16 protein-coding genes and 1 pseudogene are annotated in these 14,599 nt (G+C 69.5%); 11 read left to right on the top strand and 6 right to left on the bottom strand.

The genetic code is table 11. From position 1 onward, the window contains the following. Positions 1 to 21 precede the first annotated feature (21 nt). Genes ACZ4U4_RS14645 through ACZ4U4_RS14635 form a run of 3 tightly spaced genes read left to right on the top strand, consistent with a single transcriptional unit; the run spans position 22 to position 2,741 of the window. Positions 22 to 741 carry an HAD family hydrolase gene (locus ACZ4U4_RS14645; protein WP_467873302.1) on the top strand — a complete coding sequence of 240 codons (720 nt, stop codon included), beginning with the start codon at positions 22 to 24 and terminating at the stop codon, positions 739 to 741. Next, on the top strand, positions 734 to 2,014 hold the full coding sequence (locus ACZ4U4_RS14640; protein ID WP_467873300.1) for an MFS transporter: 1,281 nt from the start codon (positions 734 to 736) through the stop codon (positions 2,012 to 2,014). The genes ACZ4U4_RS14645 and ACZ4U4_RS14640 overlap by 8 nt, the downstream gene beginning before the upstream one ends. After that, positions 1,995 to 2,741: a carbamoyltransferase N-terminal domain-containing protein gene (locus ACZ4U4_RS14635; protein ID WP_467873298.1), complete on the top strand. Its 747-nt coding sequence runs from the start codon at positions 1,995 to 1,997 to the stop codon at positions 2,739 to 2,741. The genes ACZ4U4_RS14640 and ACZ4U4_RS14635 overlap by 20 nt, the downstream gene beginning before the upstream one ends. Before the next feature lie 429 nt (positions 2,742 to 3,170). Here ACZ4U4_RS14635 and ACZ4U4_RS14630 read toward each other — a convergent pair whose 3' ends face one another. Both ACZ4U4_RS14630 and ACZ4U4_RS14625 read right to left on the bottom strand, forming a co-directional pair. Continuing rightward, positions 3,171 to 3,296 carry a hypothetical protein gene (locus ACZ4U4_RS14630; protein WP_467873296.1) on the bottom strand — a complete coding sequence of 42 codons (126 nt, stop codon included), beginning with the start codon at positions 3,294 to 3,296 and terminating at the stop codon, positions 3,171 to 3,173. Further along, the gene (locus ACZ4U4_RS14625; RefSeq protein WP_467873294.1) at positions 3,293 to 4,054 is read right to left on the bottom strand and encodes a DeoR/GlpR family DNA-binding transcription regulator; all 762 of its coding nucleotides are present in this window, start codon (positions 4,052 to 4,054) and stop codon (positions 3,293 to 3,295) included. The genes ACZ4U4_RS14630 and ACZ4U4_RS14625 overlap by 4 nt, the downstream gene beginning before the upstream one ends. 90 nt (positions 4,055 to 4,144) lie before the next feature. On the opposite strand from ACZ4U4_RS14625, the gene ACZ4U4_RS14620 reads away from it, so the two are divergent. The 4 genes and pseudogenes from ACZ4U4_RS14620 (at position 4,145) to ACZ4U4_RS14605 (ending at position 8,989) form a co-directional block, all read left to right on the top strand. Beyond that, complete coding sequence (locus ACZ4U4_RS14620; RefSeq protein WP_467873292.1) at positions 4,145 to 5,353, top strand: MFS transporter; 1,209 nt, start codon at positions 4,145 to 4,147, stop codon at positions 5,351 to 5,353. A 106-nt stretch (positions 5,354 to 5,459) separates the two neighbouring features. Beyond that, positions 5,460 to 5,786 (top strand): annotated as a pseudogene (locus tag ACZ4U4_RS14615) (LLM class flavin-dependent oxidoreductase); the annotation flags it as partial. A 473-nt stretch (positions 5,787 to 6,259) separates the two neighbouring features. Beyond that, positions 6,260 to 7,318, top strand: a complete 1,059-nt coding sequence (locus ACZ4U4_RS14610) for a hypothetical protein (RefSeq protein WP_467873289.1) — start codon at positions 6,260 to 6,262, stop codon at positions 7,316 to 7,318. Between the two features lie 543 nt (positions 7,319 to 7,861). Then, positions 7,862 to 8,989, top strand: a complete 1,128-nt coding sequence (locus ACZ4U4_RS14605; RefSeq protein ID WP_467873286.1) for a trypsin-like serine peptidase — start codon at positions 7,862 to 7,864, stop codon at positions 8,987 to 8,989. Between the two features lie 82 nt (positions 8,990 to 9,071). Here the strand turns inward: ACZ4U4_RS14605 and ACZ4U4_RS14600 are convergent, their stop codons facing one another. The 3 genes from ACZ4U4_RS14600 to ACZ4U4_RS14590 form a co-directional block, all read right to left on the bottom strand. Continuing rightward, a complete protein-coding gene (locus ACZ4U4_RS14600; protein WP_467873284.1) occupies positions 9,072 to 9,251 on the bottom strand; it encodes a hypothetical protein in 180 nt (59 codons plus the stop codon). A gap of 413 nt (positions 9,252 to 9,664) precedes the next feature. Next, positions 9,665 to 10,054 carry a hypothetical protein gene (locus ACZ4U4_RS14595; protein ID WP_467873281.1) on the bottom strand — a complete coding sequence of 130 codons (390 nt, stop codon included), beginning with the start codon at positions 10,052 to 10,054 and terminating at the stop codon, positions 9,665 to 9,667. Between the two features lie 459 nt (positions 10,055 to 10,513). Next, entirely contained in the window at positions 10,514 to 10,822 is a 309-nt protein-coding gene (locus ACZ4U4_RS14590; RefSeq protein ID WP_467873279.1) for a hypothetical protein, read from the bottom strand. A gap of 568 nt (positions 10,823 to 11,390) precedes the next feature. On the opposite strand from ACZ4U4_RS14590, the gene ACZ4U4_RS14585 reads away from it, so the two are divergent. The 3 genes from ACZ4U4_RS14585 to ACZ4U4_RS14575 all read left to right on the top strand — a co-directional run bounded on the left by ACZ4U4_RS14585 (position 11,391) and on the right by ACZ4U4_RS14575 (position 12,634). Then, on the top strand, positions 11,391 to 11,549 hold the full coding sequence (locus ACZ4U4_RS14585) for a hypothetical protein (RefSeq protein WP_467873277.1): 159 nt from the start codon (positions 11,391 to 11,393) through the stop codon (positions 11,547 to 11,549). Between the two features lie 172 nt (positions 11,550 to 11,721). After that, positions 11,722 to 11,886: a LuxR C-terminal-related transcriptional regulator gene (locus tag ACZ4U4_RS14580; RefSeq protein ID WP_467873274.1), complete on the top strand. Its 165-nt coding sequence runs from the start codon at positions 11,722 to 11,724 to the stop codon at positions 11,884 to 11,886. Between the two features lie 232 nt (positions 11,887 to 12,118). Next, complete coding sequence (locus ACZ4U4_RS14575; RefSeq protein ID WP_467873271.1) at positions 12,119 to 12,634, top strand: hypothetical protein; 516 nt, start codon at positions 12,119 to 12,121, stop codon at positions 12,632 to 12,634. A 28-nt stretch (positions 12,635 to 12,662) separates the two neighbouring features. Here the strand turns inward: ACZ4U4_RS14575 and ACZ4U4_RS14570 are convergent, their stop codons facing one another. Continuing rightward, positions 12,663 to 13,679 (bottom strand): helix-turn-helix transcriptional regulator, encoded by a 1,017-nt coding sequence (locus tag ACZ4U4_RS14570; protein WP_467873268.1) that lies wholly within the window; start codon positions 13,677 to 13,679, stop codon positions 12,663 to 12,665. 657 nt (positions 13,680 to 14,336) lie between these two features. Between ACZ4U4_RS14570 and ACZ4U4_RS14565 the strand changes: the two genes are divergently transcribed. Beyond that, positions 14,337 to 14,495 (top strand): hypothetical protein, encoded by a 159-nt coding sequence (locus tag ACZ4U4_RS14565; protein ID WP_467873266.1) that lies wholly within the window; start codon positions 14,337 to 14,339, stop codon positions 14,493 to 14,495. Positions 14,496 to 14,599 lie beyond the last annotated feature (104 nt).

Below are 14,599 nucleotides of genomic sequence, written 5' to 3'. Positions count from 1 at the left end.
GATTCCACCTGAGGGAACCTGATGTTGCCGGAAGCCAGTACGTGGTACGAGGTCGAAGCCGTCGTCTTCGACATGGACGGAGTCCTGATCGACTCCAGGGCGGTCATCGAGAACGCCTGGCGGGAGGCGGCACGACGCCACGGCCGCACACTGGCTTCCGCCGACATCGAACAGTACGTCCACGGACGCACCGGAGCGGAAACGGTCCGGCTGCTCTTCCCCGACCACACGGACGAGCAGCGCACCGCGATATGGGCCGAGGTGGACAAGCTGGAGGAGGAGGCGCCGTACCCGGTCGTCCCGGGAGCCGACGTCCTGGTACGCCGGTTCGCACAGGAAGGCGTCCCCCTCGCGCTGGCGACCGCCAGCTGGCCCCGCAAGATCGAGAACGCGCTGGGCCGGCTGGACCTCCTGCACCCGTTCGGCACGCAGGTCACCCGGGACGACGTGACGCACGGCAAGCCACACCCCGCCCCCTACCTGACGGCATGCGAGAAACTGGGAAGCACCCCCGCCCGCACGCTCGTCTTCGAGGACTCGATGAGCGGCGTCACCTCCGCCGTGGCGGCGGGCGCGGTGTGCGTGGGCATCGGCGGCGCCCCGCTCCGCGAGGCCGGAGCGGTGGCCGTCGCCGACGACTTCACCGGCCTCTCCCTGGAAACCGGCACCGGAGGCGCGTTACTCACCGGCCTGGACCGGCCGATCCGCATCACGGCCGGAGGAACGGACGCCGATGCCTGACGGCGGCATGCACCCGCAGCGCGGCACCGCGGCCGCCACGGCAGAGCAGGTCCCGATACGGACGATGCCCCGCTCCGCGGAGCTCGCCGCCTTCCTCGTCTTCCTCGTCCTCGGCACCCTCACGGCCTCCCTCGGTGCCTCGCTGCCCTACCTCAGGGAACAGTTCGCCCCCACGCAGGACCCCGGGACCATCGTCACCTTCTACAACATCGGCGCCCTGGCCTCCACCGTCGTCATCGGCGTCCTCGGCTCCAGGATGCGGGTGCCGTTGGCCATCGGCGTCCTGCTGGCCGTCCTGACCGGCGGCGCGGCCGGCATGGGACTCAGCCCCGCCTGGTCGTGGTACCTGTCGTTCGCCACGATGGCCGGCGTCGGCTACGGCGGACTGACCCTGCTGCTCAACACCGCCTTCGCCCGCGGCTTCGGAGACCGGAGCGTGGTGATGGTCAACCGCCTCAACGCGGTCTTCGGCATCGGAGCCATGCTCGGCCCGCTGGTGGCCGGGGCCGTGGGCCGGTTCGACATCCGCCTGCTCGCCCTCTTCGCCGCCCTGCTCACCCTGGTCTGCGTACCGGCGTGGCGCGCCGGCGCGGTACTCGACGCGGCCCCGGGCACGACCGAGCAGGAGAGCCGGCCCGCCTCCACCGGCAACCCCCTCGGCCTGGCCATGGTCCTCTTCCTCGCCGTCGGGCTGTGTTACGCCGGGACGGAGACCAGCATCGGGGCCTGGCAATCCACCCAACTGGTGCGCAGCGGCTGGGACGTACCGGCGGCGACCGTCGCGGCCTCCGGATTCTGGGCGGGCCTGGCGCTGGGACGCCTGGTGGTACCCCGCCTCACCCGGCACCTCCACCCCCGTACGAGCATCCCCCTCTACCTCGCGGGAGGCACCGCCATGCTCCTGCTGGCCGCCGCCCCGCACGCAGCCGTCGTCGCCTACCCCCTCGCCGGACTGTGCCTGGCGCCGGTACTGCCGACGCTCATCTCCTGGCTCACCGGTCTGGTGCGGGTACCCCAGCGGGCGACCTCGGCCCTGACCCTGTGCTGCATGCTCGGCAACGCCGCCCTTCCGGCCGCGGTGCAGTCGCTGGTCGGCGGCTCGGGCCTGGCCGGGCCCATCCCCCTCGTCCTCGCGGCCTCCGCCGCCGTCTGCCTGCTGTTCGCCGTACTCACCCGCAGGGCGAGTCACCGCACGGAGAAGGCGCAGCCGCCGTACGCCGTGCGGGGCGAGGACCGACACGAGGAGATCCCCCATGCTGATCTGCGGCCTTGACCTGGCACCCGGCGGCTCCGCCGCCCTCCTCGAAGGCGATGTGCTGCTGTTCCACGCACCCCTGCACCAAGCGGCCGCGCCGGGAACCGACTTGAAGGCCGACCTGCTGCCGGACATCCTGACCGGCTTCGGCTACCGGCCCACGGACATCGCCGAGTACGTCATCACCGACCCGGAGGACGACGCACCGGACCCCGCGCAGACACGCACCCACGTCCTGGCCACGGCATCCACCGGAACCTTCACGATGTCCGGACGGACCTACCCCTTCAGCGGCTTCCGGCGCCTCTCCGCCCACCTCGCGGCTACCTACGCCACCAGCCCGTACGCCCGCCGCGGCGAGCCCGCCCTCGTCATGGTGGGCGACGGGGAATCCGCCGTCCGCCTCTCCTACCTCACACCGTCCGCAGGAGCCGACACCACCGGCCCCGTCACCTACCGGACCCCGGGCGACCTGGAGGACCACATCCGTTCCTGGAAGGGCGCCGGCCCATGGAACCTCGCCCTTGCCGGGAACGTCGGTCGTGCGGTGGAGCTGGCGGGTCTGCTGCGGGTGTTGCCTTCGTTCCGTGATGTGTGGGTGTCGCCTCTGCCCGGAGAGACCGGTACTGCGCCGGGCGCGGCTCTTGCCCGGATGTTCGAGAAGCGCGGCATGGCCCACGCCGCCGGCTGGCACTCCCGGCTCGCTCCGGTACTGAGCACGGCTGCCACCAGCAGCGTGGCCTGACCTGCGTCTTCGCGGTGTGGAACGGCTGCTCACCGGATCACGGGGGTGTGGCCTGCCGGCTCGGGAGGCCCGGCACCGCATGCGGTGCCCGTCGCGCGGTGCTTCGTCAGTCGGCTGGCGTCCAGGGCGGCTCAGGACCCGGTGGGCTCGCCGTGGACGACGCCGTCCTCTCCGCACCAGCCGCATACGAACTCGAGGTGCCCGAGCCGGCCGACTCCGATCCGGAGCCCGCGGCCGCCGCGCACCTGGGAGACCGCCTCGCCCAGCTACCGCCGCGCCGGTCCCGGACGATGGCCCCGATCGAGCAGGCTCACGCACGCGTCGCCGCCAGGCCGCAGCAACTGAGGTGCACCGGGCCCGCGCCGACCGATCCGGAGCGACCGTGTCTTCGGCACCTCACCCGCAGGAGAGGCCGAAGGACCGGACGCATCAGCAGATGCCGGAGCTGGCGGCCGTGCTGGCCGTGTACGAGGCGTCGGACGACGCGTCCTTCTTTCTGACGAGCTGGCGGATGGCGCAGGCAAGGAAGACGTCGACGCCGAAAGGGCCTGTCAAACGGTCTGAACGATGGTGCCGCTGCTTTCGAGTGCGGTGACTTCGTCGGCGGCTGCGGTGGTGTCGGTGACGAGGGTGTGCAGGAGGGCGGCGGGGCCGACATGGGCGTAGGCGGTGTGGCCGAGTTTGCTGCCATCGGCGGCGACGATGACGCGGCGGGCTGAAGCGATGCTCGCCTTCTTCACCGCGGCGTCGTCGAGGTCGTAGGCGGTCAGGCCATCGGCCGCGGTCAGCCCGCAGCAGCCGATGACGGCGGTGTCGAAGCGCAGGGCGGCCAGGGAAGCGAGGGTGAGGGGGCCGGTGAGGGCTCCTTCCGCGGCCCGGGGCTGTCCGCCGGGCACGACCAGTGTGGCCGGGCCGGGTGTCTCGCCGAGCAGGTGGATGGCCTGGAGGGACAGCGGCATCACGGTGACGGGCCGCTCGCGCAGGAGGCGGGCGACCTCCAGACAGGTGGTGCCGCTGTCCAGCAGGACGCTCTCGCTGTCGGCGATGAGTGCGGCGATCCCGGCGGCGATCCGGCGTTTGGTGTCGACCGACTCGTGGGCGCGCAGCGCGAAGGGGGGCTCCTCTCCCCGGAGCAGCAGGGTGCGTGCCCCTCCGCGGACGCGTTCGAGGACGCCCTGGGCGGCGAGAGTGTCAAGGTCGCGCCGAATGGTCATCTCCGAGGCGCCGGTCAGCTCCGCGAGTTCCTGGACCGTGGCACCTCCGGAGTCCCTGACGGCCTTCGCGATCAGCCCATGCCGGTCTGCGTTGCTCATACCGCGATTGAACACCACCAAGAAATGAACAAACAAGGCGTTCATTGCCATGACTTTCGAACATGAGTGGCGTTCGTTACGGTGGCTGGCATGGAACGTTCGCTTCGAGCTGCCCGTGTGGCGACCTACGTCTATTTCGTCCTGTGCGGCACCTTGATGGGCACCTGGGTGGTGCACATCCCCGCGATCGAGGAAAGCGTGGGCATCAGCCACGCCACGCTCGGCGGCCTGCTGGTGCTGCTCGGGCTCGGGGCCTTCGTCGGAATGCAGGTGGCCGGTCCCCTGACCGACCGCCTCGGCGCCCGCATCGTGGTCCCCGCCGGCGGCATATTGTGCTGCGCGGCCCTGGTCCTGCCCGGCCTCGCCCGAGACCCGTGGACGCTGGCCGGCGCGCTGCTGGTTTTCGGGTTCTGCAACGGCTGCCTGGACGTGAGCATGAACGCCCACGCCGTGCACGTGGAGAAGGCGTACGGCCAGCCCGTCATGTCCGGCTTCCACGCCACGTTCTCCGTCGGCGGTGTCCTCGCCTCGCTCGTCGGAGCAGGCGCTGCGAGCGCCGGCCTGAACCCAGCCGCGGGCATGGCCGCCATGGGAGCCGCGGGCATCGTGATCGCCCTGGCCTCGGCTCGCGCTCTACTGCCTGCCACGCCTGCCGTCGAGAGCCCCGGCTCCGCGGAGGAGACCGAGGCGTCACCCGCCGTCAAGCGCCGCAGCGCCCCGGGCCGGGTCTGGCTGCTGGCCGTCCTGGCGCTCATGGTCATGCTCTGCGAGGGCGCCGCCAACGACTGGAGCGCTCTGCACCTGAAGAACGTCTTGGGTGAGCCCGCCGGCACGGCGGCCTTCGCGTACGGCACCTTCGCCGCGGCCATGACCATCGGACGACTGCTCGCCGACCGCTTCGCCGCCTGGTTCGGTTCCATGGCGATCCTGCGCTACGGGGCGGCCACGGCCGCCGTCGGCAGCACACTCGTGGCCCTCGGCCCATGGACGTGGGCCGCGTTCACCGGCTGGGCGCTGTTCGGCCTGGGCCTGTCCGGCTGCGTACCGCAGCTGTTCAGCGCAGCCGGACACGCCGACCCCTCCGCCGCAGGTGCCAACGTCTCCCGTGTCGCCGGACTCGGCTACGTCGGCATGCTCGCCGGCCCCGCCGCCATCGGCTGGCTGACCCGCCTCGTCGCCCTCAACCACGCGTTCGTCCTGCTGACCCTGCTGTGCGCGACCACCGCTGTCGGTGCCCGCGTCCTGCGCACCGGATCCGACCCCATCCGCCAGAGTGAGATGGCAGCGGGCAGCCACTGACCGCTTGTGCGGCACGGCCCCTGACCCTCGTACCACACAAGCCTCCTTACCTCCCCGGCCATCAGGAGCTAGGGAGGGAAACTCTCAGTCGGCAAGGGAGCTCCCGATGCCCGAGCCCCACGCACTTCCTGCCCACGGCCGTGTCGGTGTCATGCTGCCCCGCGATCTCCCCGTCGGCGGCGTGCTGCCCTACGCTCGACGTGCCGAGGAGCGGGGGTTCGACCAGCTCTGGGCGGTGGAGGACCTCGGCTGGCGCGGCGGTATCGCACAGGCCGCCACCGTCCTGGCCAGCACCACGAACCTCACCGTCGGAATCGGCCACGACATGCCCGACTGGATGCGCCAGGCCGGATCCTGGCCCGCTAGCCCTCTGACGCTGATCAAGCAGTACACGAGAGCGCCGCGCCTGCTCCTCGCCGATGAACCGTGCCCTGCTGCATGCCCGGATCGCGCACACCTGCTCGCCGTCGACGAGACCGACGGTGCGGTGGATCTTGCCTTCCGGGCGCTGCGCTATCACCGTCAGCTGGCGGCGGGCTCCGCCCACGGCACGCTGCCCCGGCTTGCCCACCGCCTTATGCCCTATCAGAGCAACCCGCAGGTCAGGGAGTTCCGGGAGGGCCCGCCCCGTGTCGGCTAACGGCCGCGCGGGCGCTCGCCGGCGCCCCCGCGGGCGGATATGGCGGATCGTGGATACCGCGCGTCGGCCGGTGCTGCCTTGGCGGTGTGAGCGCAGGGCGTGCTGCCGCCCCGCCTCGCCTGTGCGCATGAACCCTCAGTGGCACGACTGTTGGGCGGAGCGGGCAGCCGTATCGGTTGTCTGTTTCCGGTGCTGCTCGTCGTGCGTTGTGGCTACGGTGCGCACCACGGCCGCGGCGACAGGGCCGCGTGAGCAGGGGAGGAACGTTGGACGAGCGGGACGCCTTGCAAGCAGTGCGACGGCATGTCGCCGAACGCGGACAGGCGCCGAAGATGGGCCTACCGGCTTCCGGCGAGGTCACCTGGCATTCCCTCCTGGAGGGAACGGTGGTGCGCTGCGTGGAGAACCGCTCAGAGGGCTCGCGGACGCATCGCGGCCATATCGACCTCTCGGACCGTCCGCAGTACGACATGTTGGAAGAACACCCGCTCGCTCCGCCCGTATCCGCTGATGTCGCCGCAACGCTGAAACTGGTGCGGCGCGGCACCGTCAAGGAGGAATCCTGTCCGTGCGGCAACGGGAAGGTACGTTGCTCGCGCTGCGGCGGGCCCGGGAGCCTGCGCTGTGAGGCGACCGCCGTCTGTGGTGACTGCCGCGGCATCGACGCCTGCCTGCGCTGCGACAGCACAGGCCGCCCAACCCGGAAGTCGCCCGACGAGGCCCAGCGGGTGGTGGGCGAACGCATCACCTGCAGTAAGTGCCGGGCGCTCGACGCGGCATGTCCCACCTGCCGAGGCCGCGGACACGTCATCTGCACGACCTGCCAGGGCGCGGGAACACGGCAGTGCCCCGACTGCGACGGCGAGGGAACCAAGGAGCATGAGCGATGCGCGGGTACCGGCCATCTTGTGACGTGGACCGAAGGCGTCGTCAGCCGTGAGCCGCGGACCGAGAAGGTCAAGTGGCCCGAGACCGGCCTGCCCTTCCTGGCGCGTTGGTACGCACGCGAGCACGGCGCATGGCACGAGGTGGTCCTCACTCACCACGACACGGTTCCCGACGACCTCGACGACGACTTCACGGCACTCTTGAAGCCTTACCTCAAGCCGCAGCGCTGTGAGATCGCACGCGAGGCCGACATGCGGTATCTGCCGCTGGCCCGGGTGGTCGTGCCCGAACACCGGTATCGCGTCTACTACGTCTGTCCCGACAGGCGTGTGCTGCGGGTCTTCGTTCTGCCCTCGGCGAAGCGGGCATGGCAGATCGCCGGAGCCGCCACGGCGGTCCTGGCCATGCTCTGCCTCCTGTCGCGGTGGTGGGCGTAGTCGCGCTCCGCAACGTGCCACGCGGTGCCCGAACCGCCCTGTACGGCGCTACGCGTCGGGCGGCTCGGGCCAACAACGATCAACCCCGAAAATGCAAAAGGTTCGGGAATGGACGATCGTCAAAGTGTCGGGTCGTGGCGGGAACTACGCAGCCATCTCGGCACCGTCGTGGTGTTGGCCGGGGCGTACTCGTCGCAGCCGTGAACATCTACCTGGCCGCGAGCGTGCTGCCCACGGCGGTCGGCGACATCGGCGGTGAACGCCTCTACGCATGGAACATGACCGTCTTCCTTACCGCCCAGCGGACATGGGCAGCCCTCCACCGCGTCGCCCCTCACGGCGTGCGATCCGTGCAGGCCCCCTGGGCAGGAGGAGGTGGGTGAGGCGTAGGGGTGATGAGTGGACCGGGGCGCGAGCCGTAGCAACCGTTGTGGTCCGAGTCGGGCTGGGCGAATTCCGGCACGGACCGGCGCTCTGCCGTGCAGACGCCCTCTGCACGTTCCTCTGACCGTTTCCTGACATTGTGCGGCTACCTTCGCGCGCATGCACACACCTTCTCGCCGCTCAGGCGGCCATCAGGGCAGCAGCCGCAGGAACTTCCGGCACGCGATCGGCGCCGCCGTCGCGGCGTCGGCGGCCGCTGTCGCGCTGGCCGCGCCGAACGCGGTTGCCGACGCCGCACCGTACAACCGGTCGTCCGCCGGCGGCGGCGCGGCCGGCGCGGATACCACCACCTCCCACGCCGGCGCCACGACCGCACAAGAGCGTCATCGGATCAATGCCTACTGGACCCCCGAGCGGATGAAGCTGGCAGGCGCTCTGATCCCTGAGAACACCCCTGTACCCAAGGACGACAACACGCCGGACGATCCGCGGCCGCTTCCCCCGGACAAGCCGGATTCCGGGGCGGTGTGGACACACGGCGGCGCGGTGGAGAAGAGCGTCGGCCGCCTGTTCTTCACCTTCTCCGACGGCTACGACGGCAGTTGCACCGCGACGGTCGTCACCAGCGCCAACCGCAGTACCGTCATCACCGCGGCACACTGCCTGAGAGGCGTCGGCTCGCCCTCCGCCGACGACACCTGGAACCACAACTTCTACTTCGTGCCCGGCTATCGCAACGGAACGAAACCGCTCGGCGGTTTCAGTGTCGCAACCATGGCCACTTCTTCCCGCTGGGACGCGGATCCGGACACCACGGAATCGTCGGACGTCGCTGCCGCCGGCTACGACACAGGACTCCTCGTGGCGAACCCCGCTGACGGGGGGCGCCCGATCGCGGACGTCACCGGAAGCCAGCGAATCGGGTTCGGCCGACCCGTCGAGGACGGGTTCGTCCACGCCTTCGGATACCCGAATGACGGGCTCAACGACCCCAAGGACAAGTACCTCGGATCCCGCATGATCCATTGCGCGGGCACGAGTCACCCCGGACCCAAGGCCCCTCTGCTGTGGGGCGAGACCTGCGACATGTCGGCCGGGTCGAGCGGCGGCCCGCACCTGGCCGACTTCGACCCCCGCACCGGCACCGGCACCGTCGTGGGCGTCACCACCACCGACGAGGAACTCGCGGGCGGGCGGACCCCGACGCTCTACGCCACGCGCCTCGGCGACAGCGCCCACCGTTTGTACGACTGGGCGCAGTCGCGTGACGGGCTGCCCCACGATTGATGGGGGAGCGTGTCGGCCTGGGCGTTCGGCTGCGACGGTTCAGCAGGCCGTTGTGCTGACGGGCACGAGTGCGGTGCTCGGCTTACGCCATCGGGTGCAGCCGCAGCTGCTCGGCCGTGCCCTCGGCGCGAATCGCGGCCCGGTCGTGCATACGGCCGGGCCGCACGGCGCCGGACCACAGCGTGGGTCCCTGTTGGCGCCGGTCGGCGAGGACCGGTTCGCAATCCGGCCCGGCTCCCTCGGCCACGCTCCCGGACTTCACGTCGTCAGCCGAGGACGAGCGGGAGGTCTGCGGCGAGATTGCCGAGAGCCGCCCTCTCGGCGTCGGTCGGCGTGCGACGTCCGGTGCCGATCAGCAACGTGTTCTTGTGCTCGGCGGCCGACGGCAGCGGGCAGTTCGCGACCGCCGCCGAGAGATACGGGTCGAGGTCACCCGATGCTTGCGGAAATCACGTTGTTCCCCGGAGAAGGGGCCTGGACCATGAGCCGTCGCCGGACCGGGAGGTGCAGTACGAGATCTTGTACATGCTGCGCAGAGAGATCCAGCGGGAGCGCCTACTGGCTATCGGGCAGCGGCGAGTTCACGGACCACCCCGCTGCCTGAGCCGGCGTGCGGCGCTTCCCGCCCTGCCCGAGGAACGCTGCCCCATCGACTCGACGGGGGAGCGGAGCCGCTCAGTCCTCGCACCCGACGATGTCGTCGTCGCATCCGTCCACGTCACCGGGGGTGATCTGGTTGAGACGCCATGCGATGAGTCCCGTGCCGCGTTTATCGGGGTTGATGCGAGCCGTGAAGGGCTTGTCAGCCGGGAGGTTGAAGTGGTCCGCCTCGCGGTCCCCGCACTCCACCCCGTAGGGCTGCTCCTCCTCGTCCCGGGACAGGGTGAGGGTCAGCTCCTCGACGTCGTCCGTGTCGCACGTGATCTCCAGCCGGTACGGCTTCTTCCCGGTCGTGGGGAAAGACTGGTCCAGTCCCGAACCGATGTGGGCAGTGCCGGAGTCGACGGCCTCCGGTTCCGTGCCGTCGTCGGCAGCGGCATCCAGCGCGCGCTCCGCACGCCGCAATGCGTCGTCTGGCTCCCAGGGGCGGGTGCCCACGGCGGACGCAGACGGCTGCGACGTCGGTGACGAGGCACCGGCGCTTCCCGATGGCCCACTCCCGCTGCCCGCGTCCCCACCCACGCCTCGTCCGTCCGCGCAGCCGGACATCAGGGTGGCCAGAGCGGCGATGGACAGAGGAAGTGCGTGACGCATGCGCATAAAACGATCGTATCCGGGAGGAGATCTGATGTTCGCTCCTCAGCGCGCCGGCCTGGGTGTTGCCGTACACGGACACCTCGCTGTCGGACCTGCGCACGAAGACGTTGCCCTCCCAGAGGTTCCCGCCAGACGCCACAGAGAACTCCGCCAGGCACGGTGACCTGCCACTGTGTGTGGGGTCACCGAGGCCGGATGCGCGCGGGCTTCTATGTGCCTCACCTGACCAGACTGGCGGCCTTGACCGCACGTCGGGCGAAGACGTCTTCACGACGGTCTTCCATTCCAGGAGGCTGTCGGGCCGATGGTGGCGCAGCTGGAGTCTTCCGTCGCATCTGGCCAGGGCTCGGGGCCGTTCGTCGGCGTGTTCGGGGCTGTGCGGGGCGGTAGCCGGTCGACCCACAGGGTGGGTACGGGCCGCTGGCGCAGCGGTACGGCGTCGCCTGTCCGGCGCGTGGCGGGGAAGCGGGCGGTGCGTGCCTCGCGGATGATGTCGCTGGAGCCGATGTTGCTCCAGAAGACCGTGAGGCTCAGTGAGTCCGCGAGGTGGTCGAAGAAGCCGAAGGTGGGCTGCAAGTCCTCGGTGCGTGCGCAGCCGGTCGATCCCGTCGACCAGGCACACCTCTACGTGGTTGGTGCGCATCACATGCACGGCGGGCCCGGTGAGGTTCTTCATGCGCTGCACGGGTCGACTGCCGGTGTCGGAGCGGTAGAGGTCCCAGCCCAGGAACGTGGCAAGGGCGGCGGATCAGTCGGCCGGGGTGACCGGGGTGCCCGGGGCGCCGCCCTGGGCGTTGTCGCAGATCACCGGGATGCGGATGTCGTCGATGCCGTGCAGTTTCGCGCGGCGCCTTTGGTGGCCCATGCCGATGTGGTGCAGCAGTGTGCGTTTGCCGACGCCGTGGTGGTCGCTGTCGATGGCGATGTGTGGGCCCGGACAGCCGTGATCACCGTATTGCCATCATTTGGCGCCACATGGGTATTTCGTTCACCCCCCGCTTTGGTGCCGGAGAACTTGGTGAATGGTTCTGTCTGTGGATTCCGGGACGGGTGCCCACCATCCTGGAAGAGCGGAAGGGAAACGGCCGGACAACACCGGACGGGACCTTTCCATCAGTCATCGCTCTGAATTCTGGGAGAAATCATGAAGTCTGCCCGCGTGTTCGTGGTCACTGTTCTCTGCGCGCTGACGATCGGCGCCGTCGCCGGCCCCGCTGCCGCCGAGACCGGCAGTGCCGGCGTCCTGGCGGCGTCCTCCGTCGCGCTCGGCAATGACAGCGGTTGGGGTCGTATCTCGGCGTGACCTGTGGGTACGTGGGAAGAAGCCGCCCGTGGCGAGTTCCGGAGTCTGTGGTCCACCAGATCCCGGAATGCAGGAACCGTGCAGAGAAAGGACGTTCGATTCCTTGATCGATAGCCTACGGGGAGTTGACCGTAAAGTCAGTGGCCAGGGAAGAGAAGTGCCCTGAGATATCGTGCGCGGAGCCACCTACGGGGAGATCGCCCGGCGCATGGATGTCAGTCCGTATACCGTCGGCACCTACATACGCCGGATACGCGCGAAAACCGGAGCCTGGAACCGAACGTATCTGTTGCTGTTGGCTACGTCGGTCGAGGGTTCTCTCATGACTCAGGTCTGACCGGATCCAGGCCCGATCGAACTCGGGATCGAGTACCGAGTCGTCGCCGCGGGCGCCGGATGACGCGCGCATACGCGACTGTCGGGACCGGTGTCCGAGCGGCAGTATCCTCACCGCGGCCGCAGCGCCGCTCGGAAGCTCCTCCTTTTCTCTTCATGTGTCCGGGCGTCGTGGTGCCCTACATGCCTTATCCGTCCTGCACCACCCGGACTTGCGACGAGATCGGAGAACCGTGCCTGGTCAGCGAGGTCTGAGCCAGCCGATGCAGTCCTTCGTCGAAGAGCTGGTCCTGTGCGTGGCGGCCAACGGCGGCCGAGTGCCCGCCCTGCTGTGGCCCGAGGATCCGATGACATTGCCGGCCCTGCTGGAGCTGCCCCGCTCGGCCTGTCCGGAACCGGGCGCCGATTTATCCGTGCCGGGCGGACCGGGAACGGAGGAACTGGCGGCCGAGCTGGGCCGCAGGCTGCAACTGCGGGTGCGCCCCCTCTTCCGCTTTTTATCGGTGGGTTCCCCTGTCGTGGAGAGCGCGACGAACGGTGCCGAGTCCACGGTCACGGTCCTGGAAGGAGCCTGCCGCTGCGTCCTGTCGCGTATGGGTGAGAACCCGGCACCTGGCCCCGCGCACCCGCTCGGTATGCGGCTGCGTTCCGGCGACACTCTCTTCATGCCCCAGGACCACACCTACCGGCTGTCGGAGATCCACGCCCCGACCACACTGCTCGAACTCCACCTGGAGGGCCAGGGCTGACGGCGTGCACCCCCGGGCGGCCACCGGGTCAGGTCGGGGCTGTCGTGGGTGCTGCGTCCGGCCCGCCGTCGTCGTTCAGCAGCCCTCTGGCGGACACCGCGACGCCGGCCTGGAAACGGCTCTCGGCACCGAGAGCTTGCATCATGTCGGCTATGTGTTTGCGGGTGGTGCGTAAGGACATGCCGAGCCGCCGCGCGATCGTCTCGTCTTTGAGTCCTGTCGCCAGCAGTCGCAGGATGGTGCGGTCCAGATCCTTGGCGACCGCCTCCAGGCCGTCGGCGGCCGCGTCGGAGAACGGCTGGGCCTGCGACCACACCTGCTCGAACAGCTCGTACAGGAAGTGCACGACCGACGGCTCCCGGATCACCACCGCGCCCAGCCGGTCGTTGCGGTTGGTCATGAACGCGAGTTCCCGGTCGAAGATGATCATCCGGCCGACGAGCTGGTGGGCGGTCCGGTACTCGCCGCCCAGCGCGCTCATCGTGGCCACGTACGCCTGGCTGGGGCCGTTGAACCGGGCGGTGTGGTGGTACACGGTTCGCATCCGCACCCCCCGACCGAGTATCTGACTGTCCCGGAACAGTGCGTCCTGGAGCACCTCGGGTGGGCGGGTGCCGCCGGGCTGCACGGTGACCATGTCCTCGCGGCACTGCTCGGCCGCCCGGTTCAGCGCGGCCCGCACATGGGAGAGCCCGGGAATGATCTCCAGGTCCGTGGAGGCACCGTGCCTTCCCTCGTTGTAGTCGGCGGCCAACTGGGCGAACTGGTCGCGGAAGAGCTGCAGTTGCGTCTGCTGCTCCGCGATGGCCCGCTCCACCGGTGCGGTGGCCACGGCCGCGACGAGGTGCGGGTCGGCAGCCCAGAGGCGGTCGTCGCCCTCCCCACCTTTGTGCACCAGGCCGATCCGGACGAGGCGGTCCACCGCACCGTTCACCGCGGTCCCGTCGACCCCCGTCTCCTCGGCCATCAGGGCCGGGTCCAACCGACCGTGCAGAGCCAGAGAGCGGTAGACGGCCACTTCCTCGGCACTGAGTGTGTCTCCCACAGTGAAAACATCGTCATCGGTCTGCTGATCCGCCATCAGTCCTCCGCTCCTGATACCCACATGGACACGTGCCGCACCGTCGTCGCGCTCAACGTATCCCGGCTGCCGCGTACGGGTCGCCCACCGGTTGCCCGCACGTGCTGCGGATCGCTTCGTACGGGACGGGCGACCGCGGGAGCAGGTTCCTATGAGTTGCTGGTTCTGCTCATGGCGGTGATCGAGTCCCCGGTGGGCTGCCAGTTTCTCTGCCTCTAGAGAGCCGTAAGCCGGGGAATTGGTTGCTCCAGCACACCGGTTGGGTCACTCCGGTCCTGGATTCGCCCGGCGAAAACACGCAGCGTTCGACGATGTCGCCCAGCGTCGGTCACCGGCCAACGCCGTCCGGCCGGCGGACGGCCCGTCGGCCGGAGAGACGCTGCCGGCGCGCGTCGTCGCGGTAGGACTTCGGACAGCCATGATCATCCGTCTTGCCGTTATTTGCTACCGCATGCGTGTTTCGTTCACCCCCCCGCTTTGGTGCCGGAGAACTTGGTGAATGGTTCCGTCTGTGGATTCCGGGACGGGTGCCCACCATCCTGGAAGAGCAGAAGGGAAACGGCAGGAAAACACCGGACGGGACCTTTCAAACATTCATCGATCTGAATTCTTGGAGAGAATATGAATTCTGCCCGCGCGTTCGTGGTCACTGTTCTCTGCGCGCCGATGATCGGCACCGTCGCCGGTACCGCTGCCGCCGAAACCGGCAGCGCCGACATCCTGGCGGCGTCCTCCGTCGCGTCCGGCGAGGACAGCGGTTGGGGTCTTGTCGCGGGATGATCTGCGAGTACGCACGGGGGAGTCGGTCCGTGGTCAGTTCCGGAGTCTGTGATCCAACAGGTCTCGGAACGCAGGAATCAGACAGAGAAAGGGCGCGCGACCCC

Source organism: Streptomyces sp. NPDC029159 (genome assembly GCF_055564055.1).
The sequence above is the reverse complement of the archived record's forward strand: the minus strand, read 5'-3'. Positions and strand labels throughout refer to the sequence as shown.

What these genes read in the sequence shown, in the direction of transcription:
- ACZ4U4_RS14625 (WP_467873294.1), bottom strand. Translation starts at nt 4,054, where the DNA reads ATGAGCAACGCAGACCGGCATGGGCTGATCGCGAAGGCCGTCAGGGAC.
- ACZ4U4_RS14620 (WP_467873292.1), top strand. Translation starts at nt 4,145, where the DNA reads ATGGAACGTTCGCTTCGAGCTGCCCGTGTGGCGACCTACGTCTATTTC.
- ACZ4U4_RS14645 (WP_467873302.1), top strand. Translation starts at nt 22, where the DNA reads ATGTTGCCGGAAGCCAGTACGTGGTACGAGGTCGAAGCCGTCGTCTTC.
- ACZ4U4_RS14565 (WP_467873266.1), top strand. Translation starts at nt 14,337, where the DNA reads ATGAATTCTGCCCGCGCGTTCGTGGTCACTGTTCTCTGCGCGCCGATG.
- ACZ4U4_RS14635 (WP_467873298.1), top strand. Translation starts at nt 1,995, where the DNA reads ATGCTGATCTGCGGCCTTGACCTGGCACCCGGCGGCTCCGCCGCCCTC.
- ACZ4U4_RS14585 (WP_467873277.1), top strand. Translation starts at nt 11,391, where the DNA reads ATGAAGTCTGCCCGCGTGTTCGTGGTCACTGTTCTCTGCGCGCTGACG.
- ACZ4U4_RS14640 (WP_467873300.1), top strand. Translation starts at nt 734, where the DNA reads ATGCCTGACGGCGGCATGCACCCGCAGCGCGGCACCGCGGCCGCCACG.
- ACZ4U4_RS14605 (WP_467873286.1), top strand. Translation starts at nt 7,862, where the DNA reads ATGCACACACCTTCTCGCCGCTCAGGCGGCCATCAGGGCAGCAGCCGC.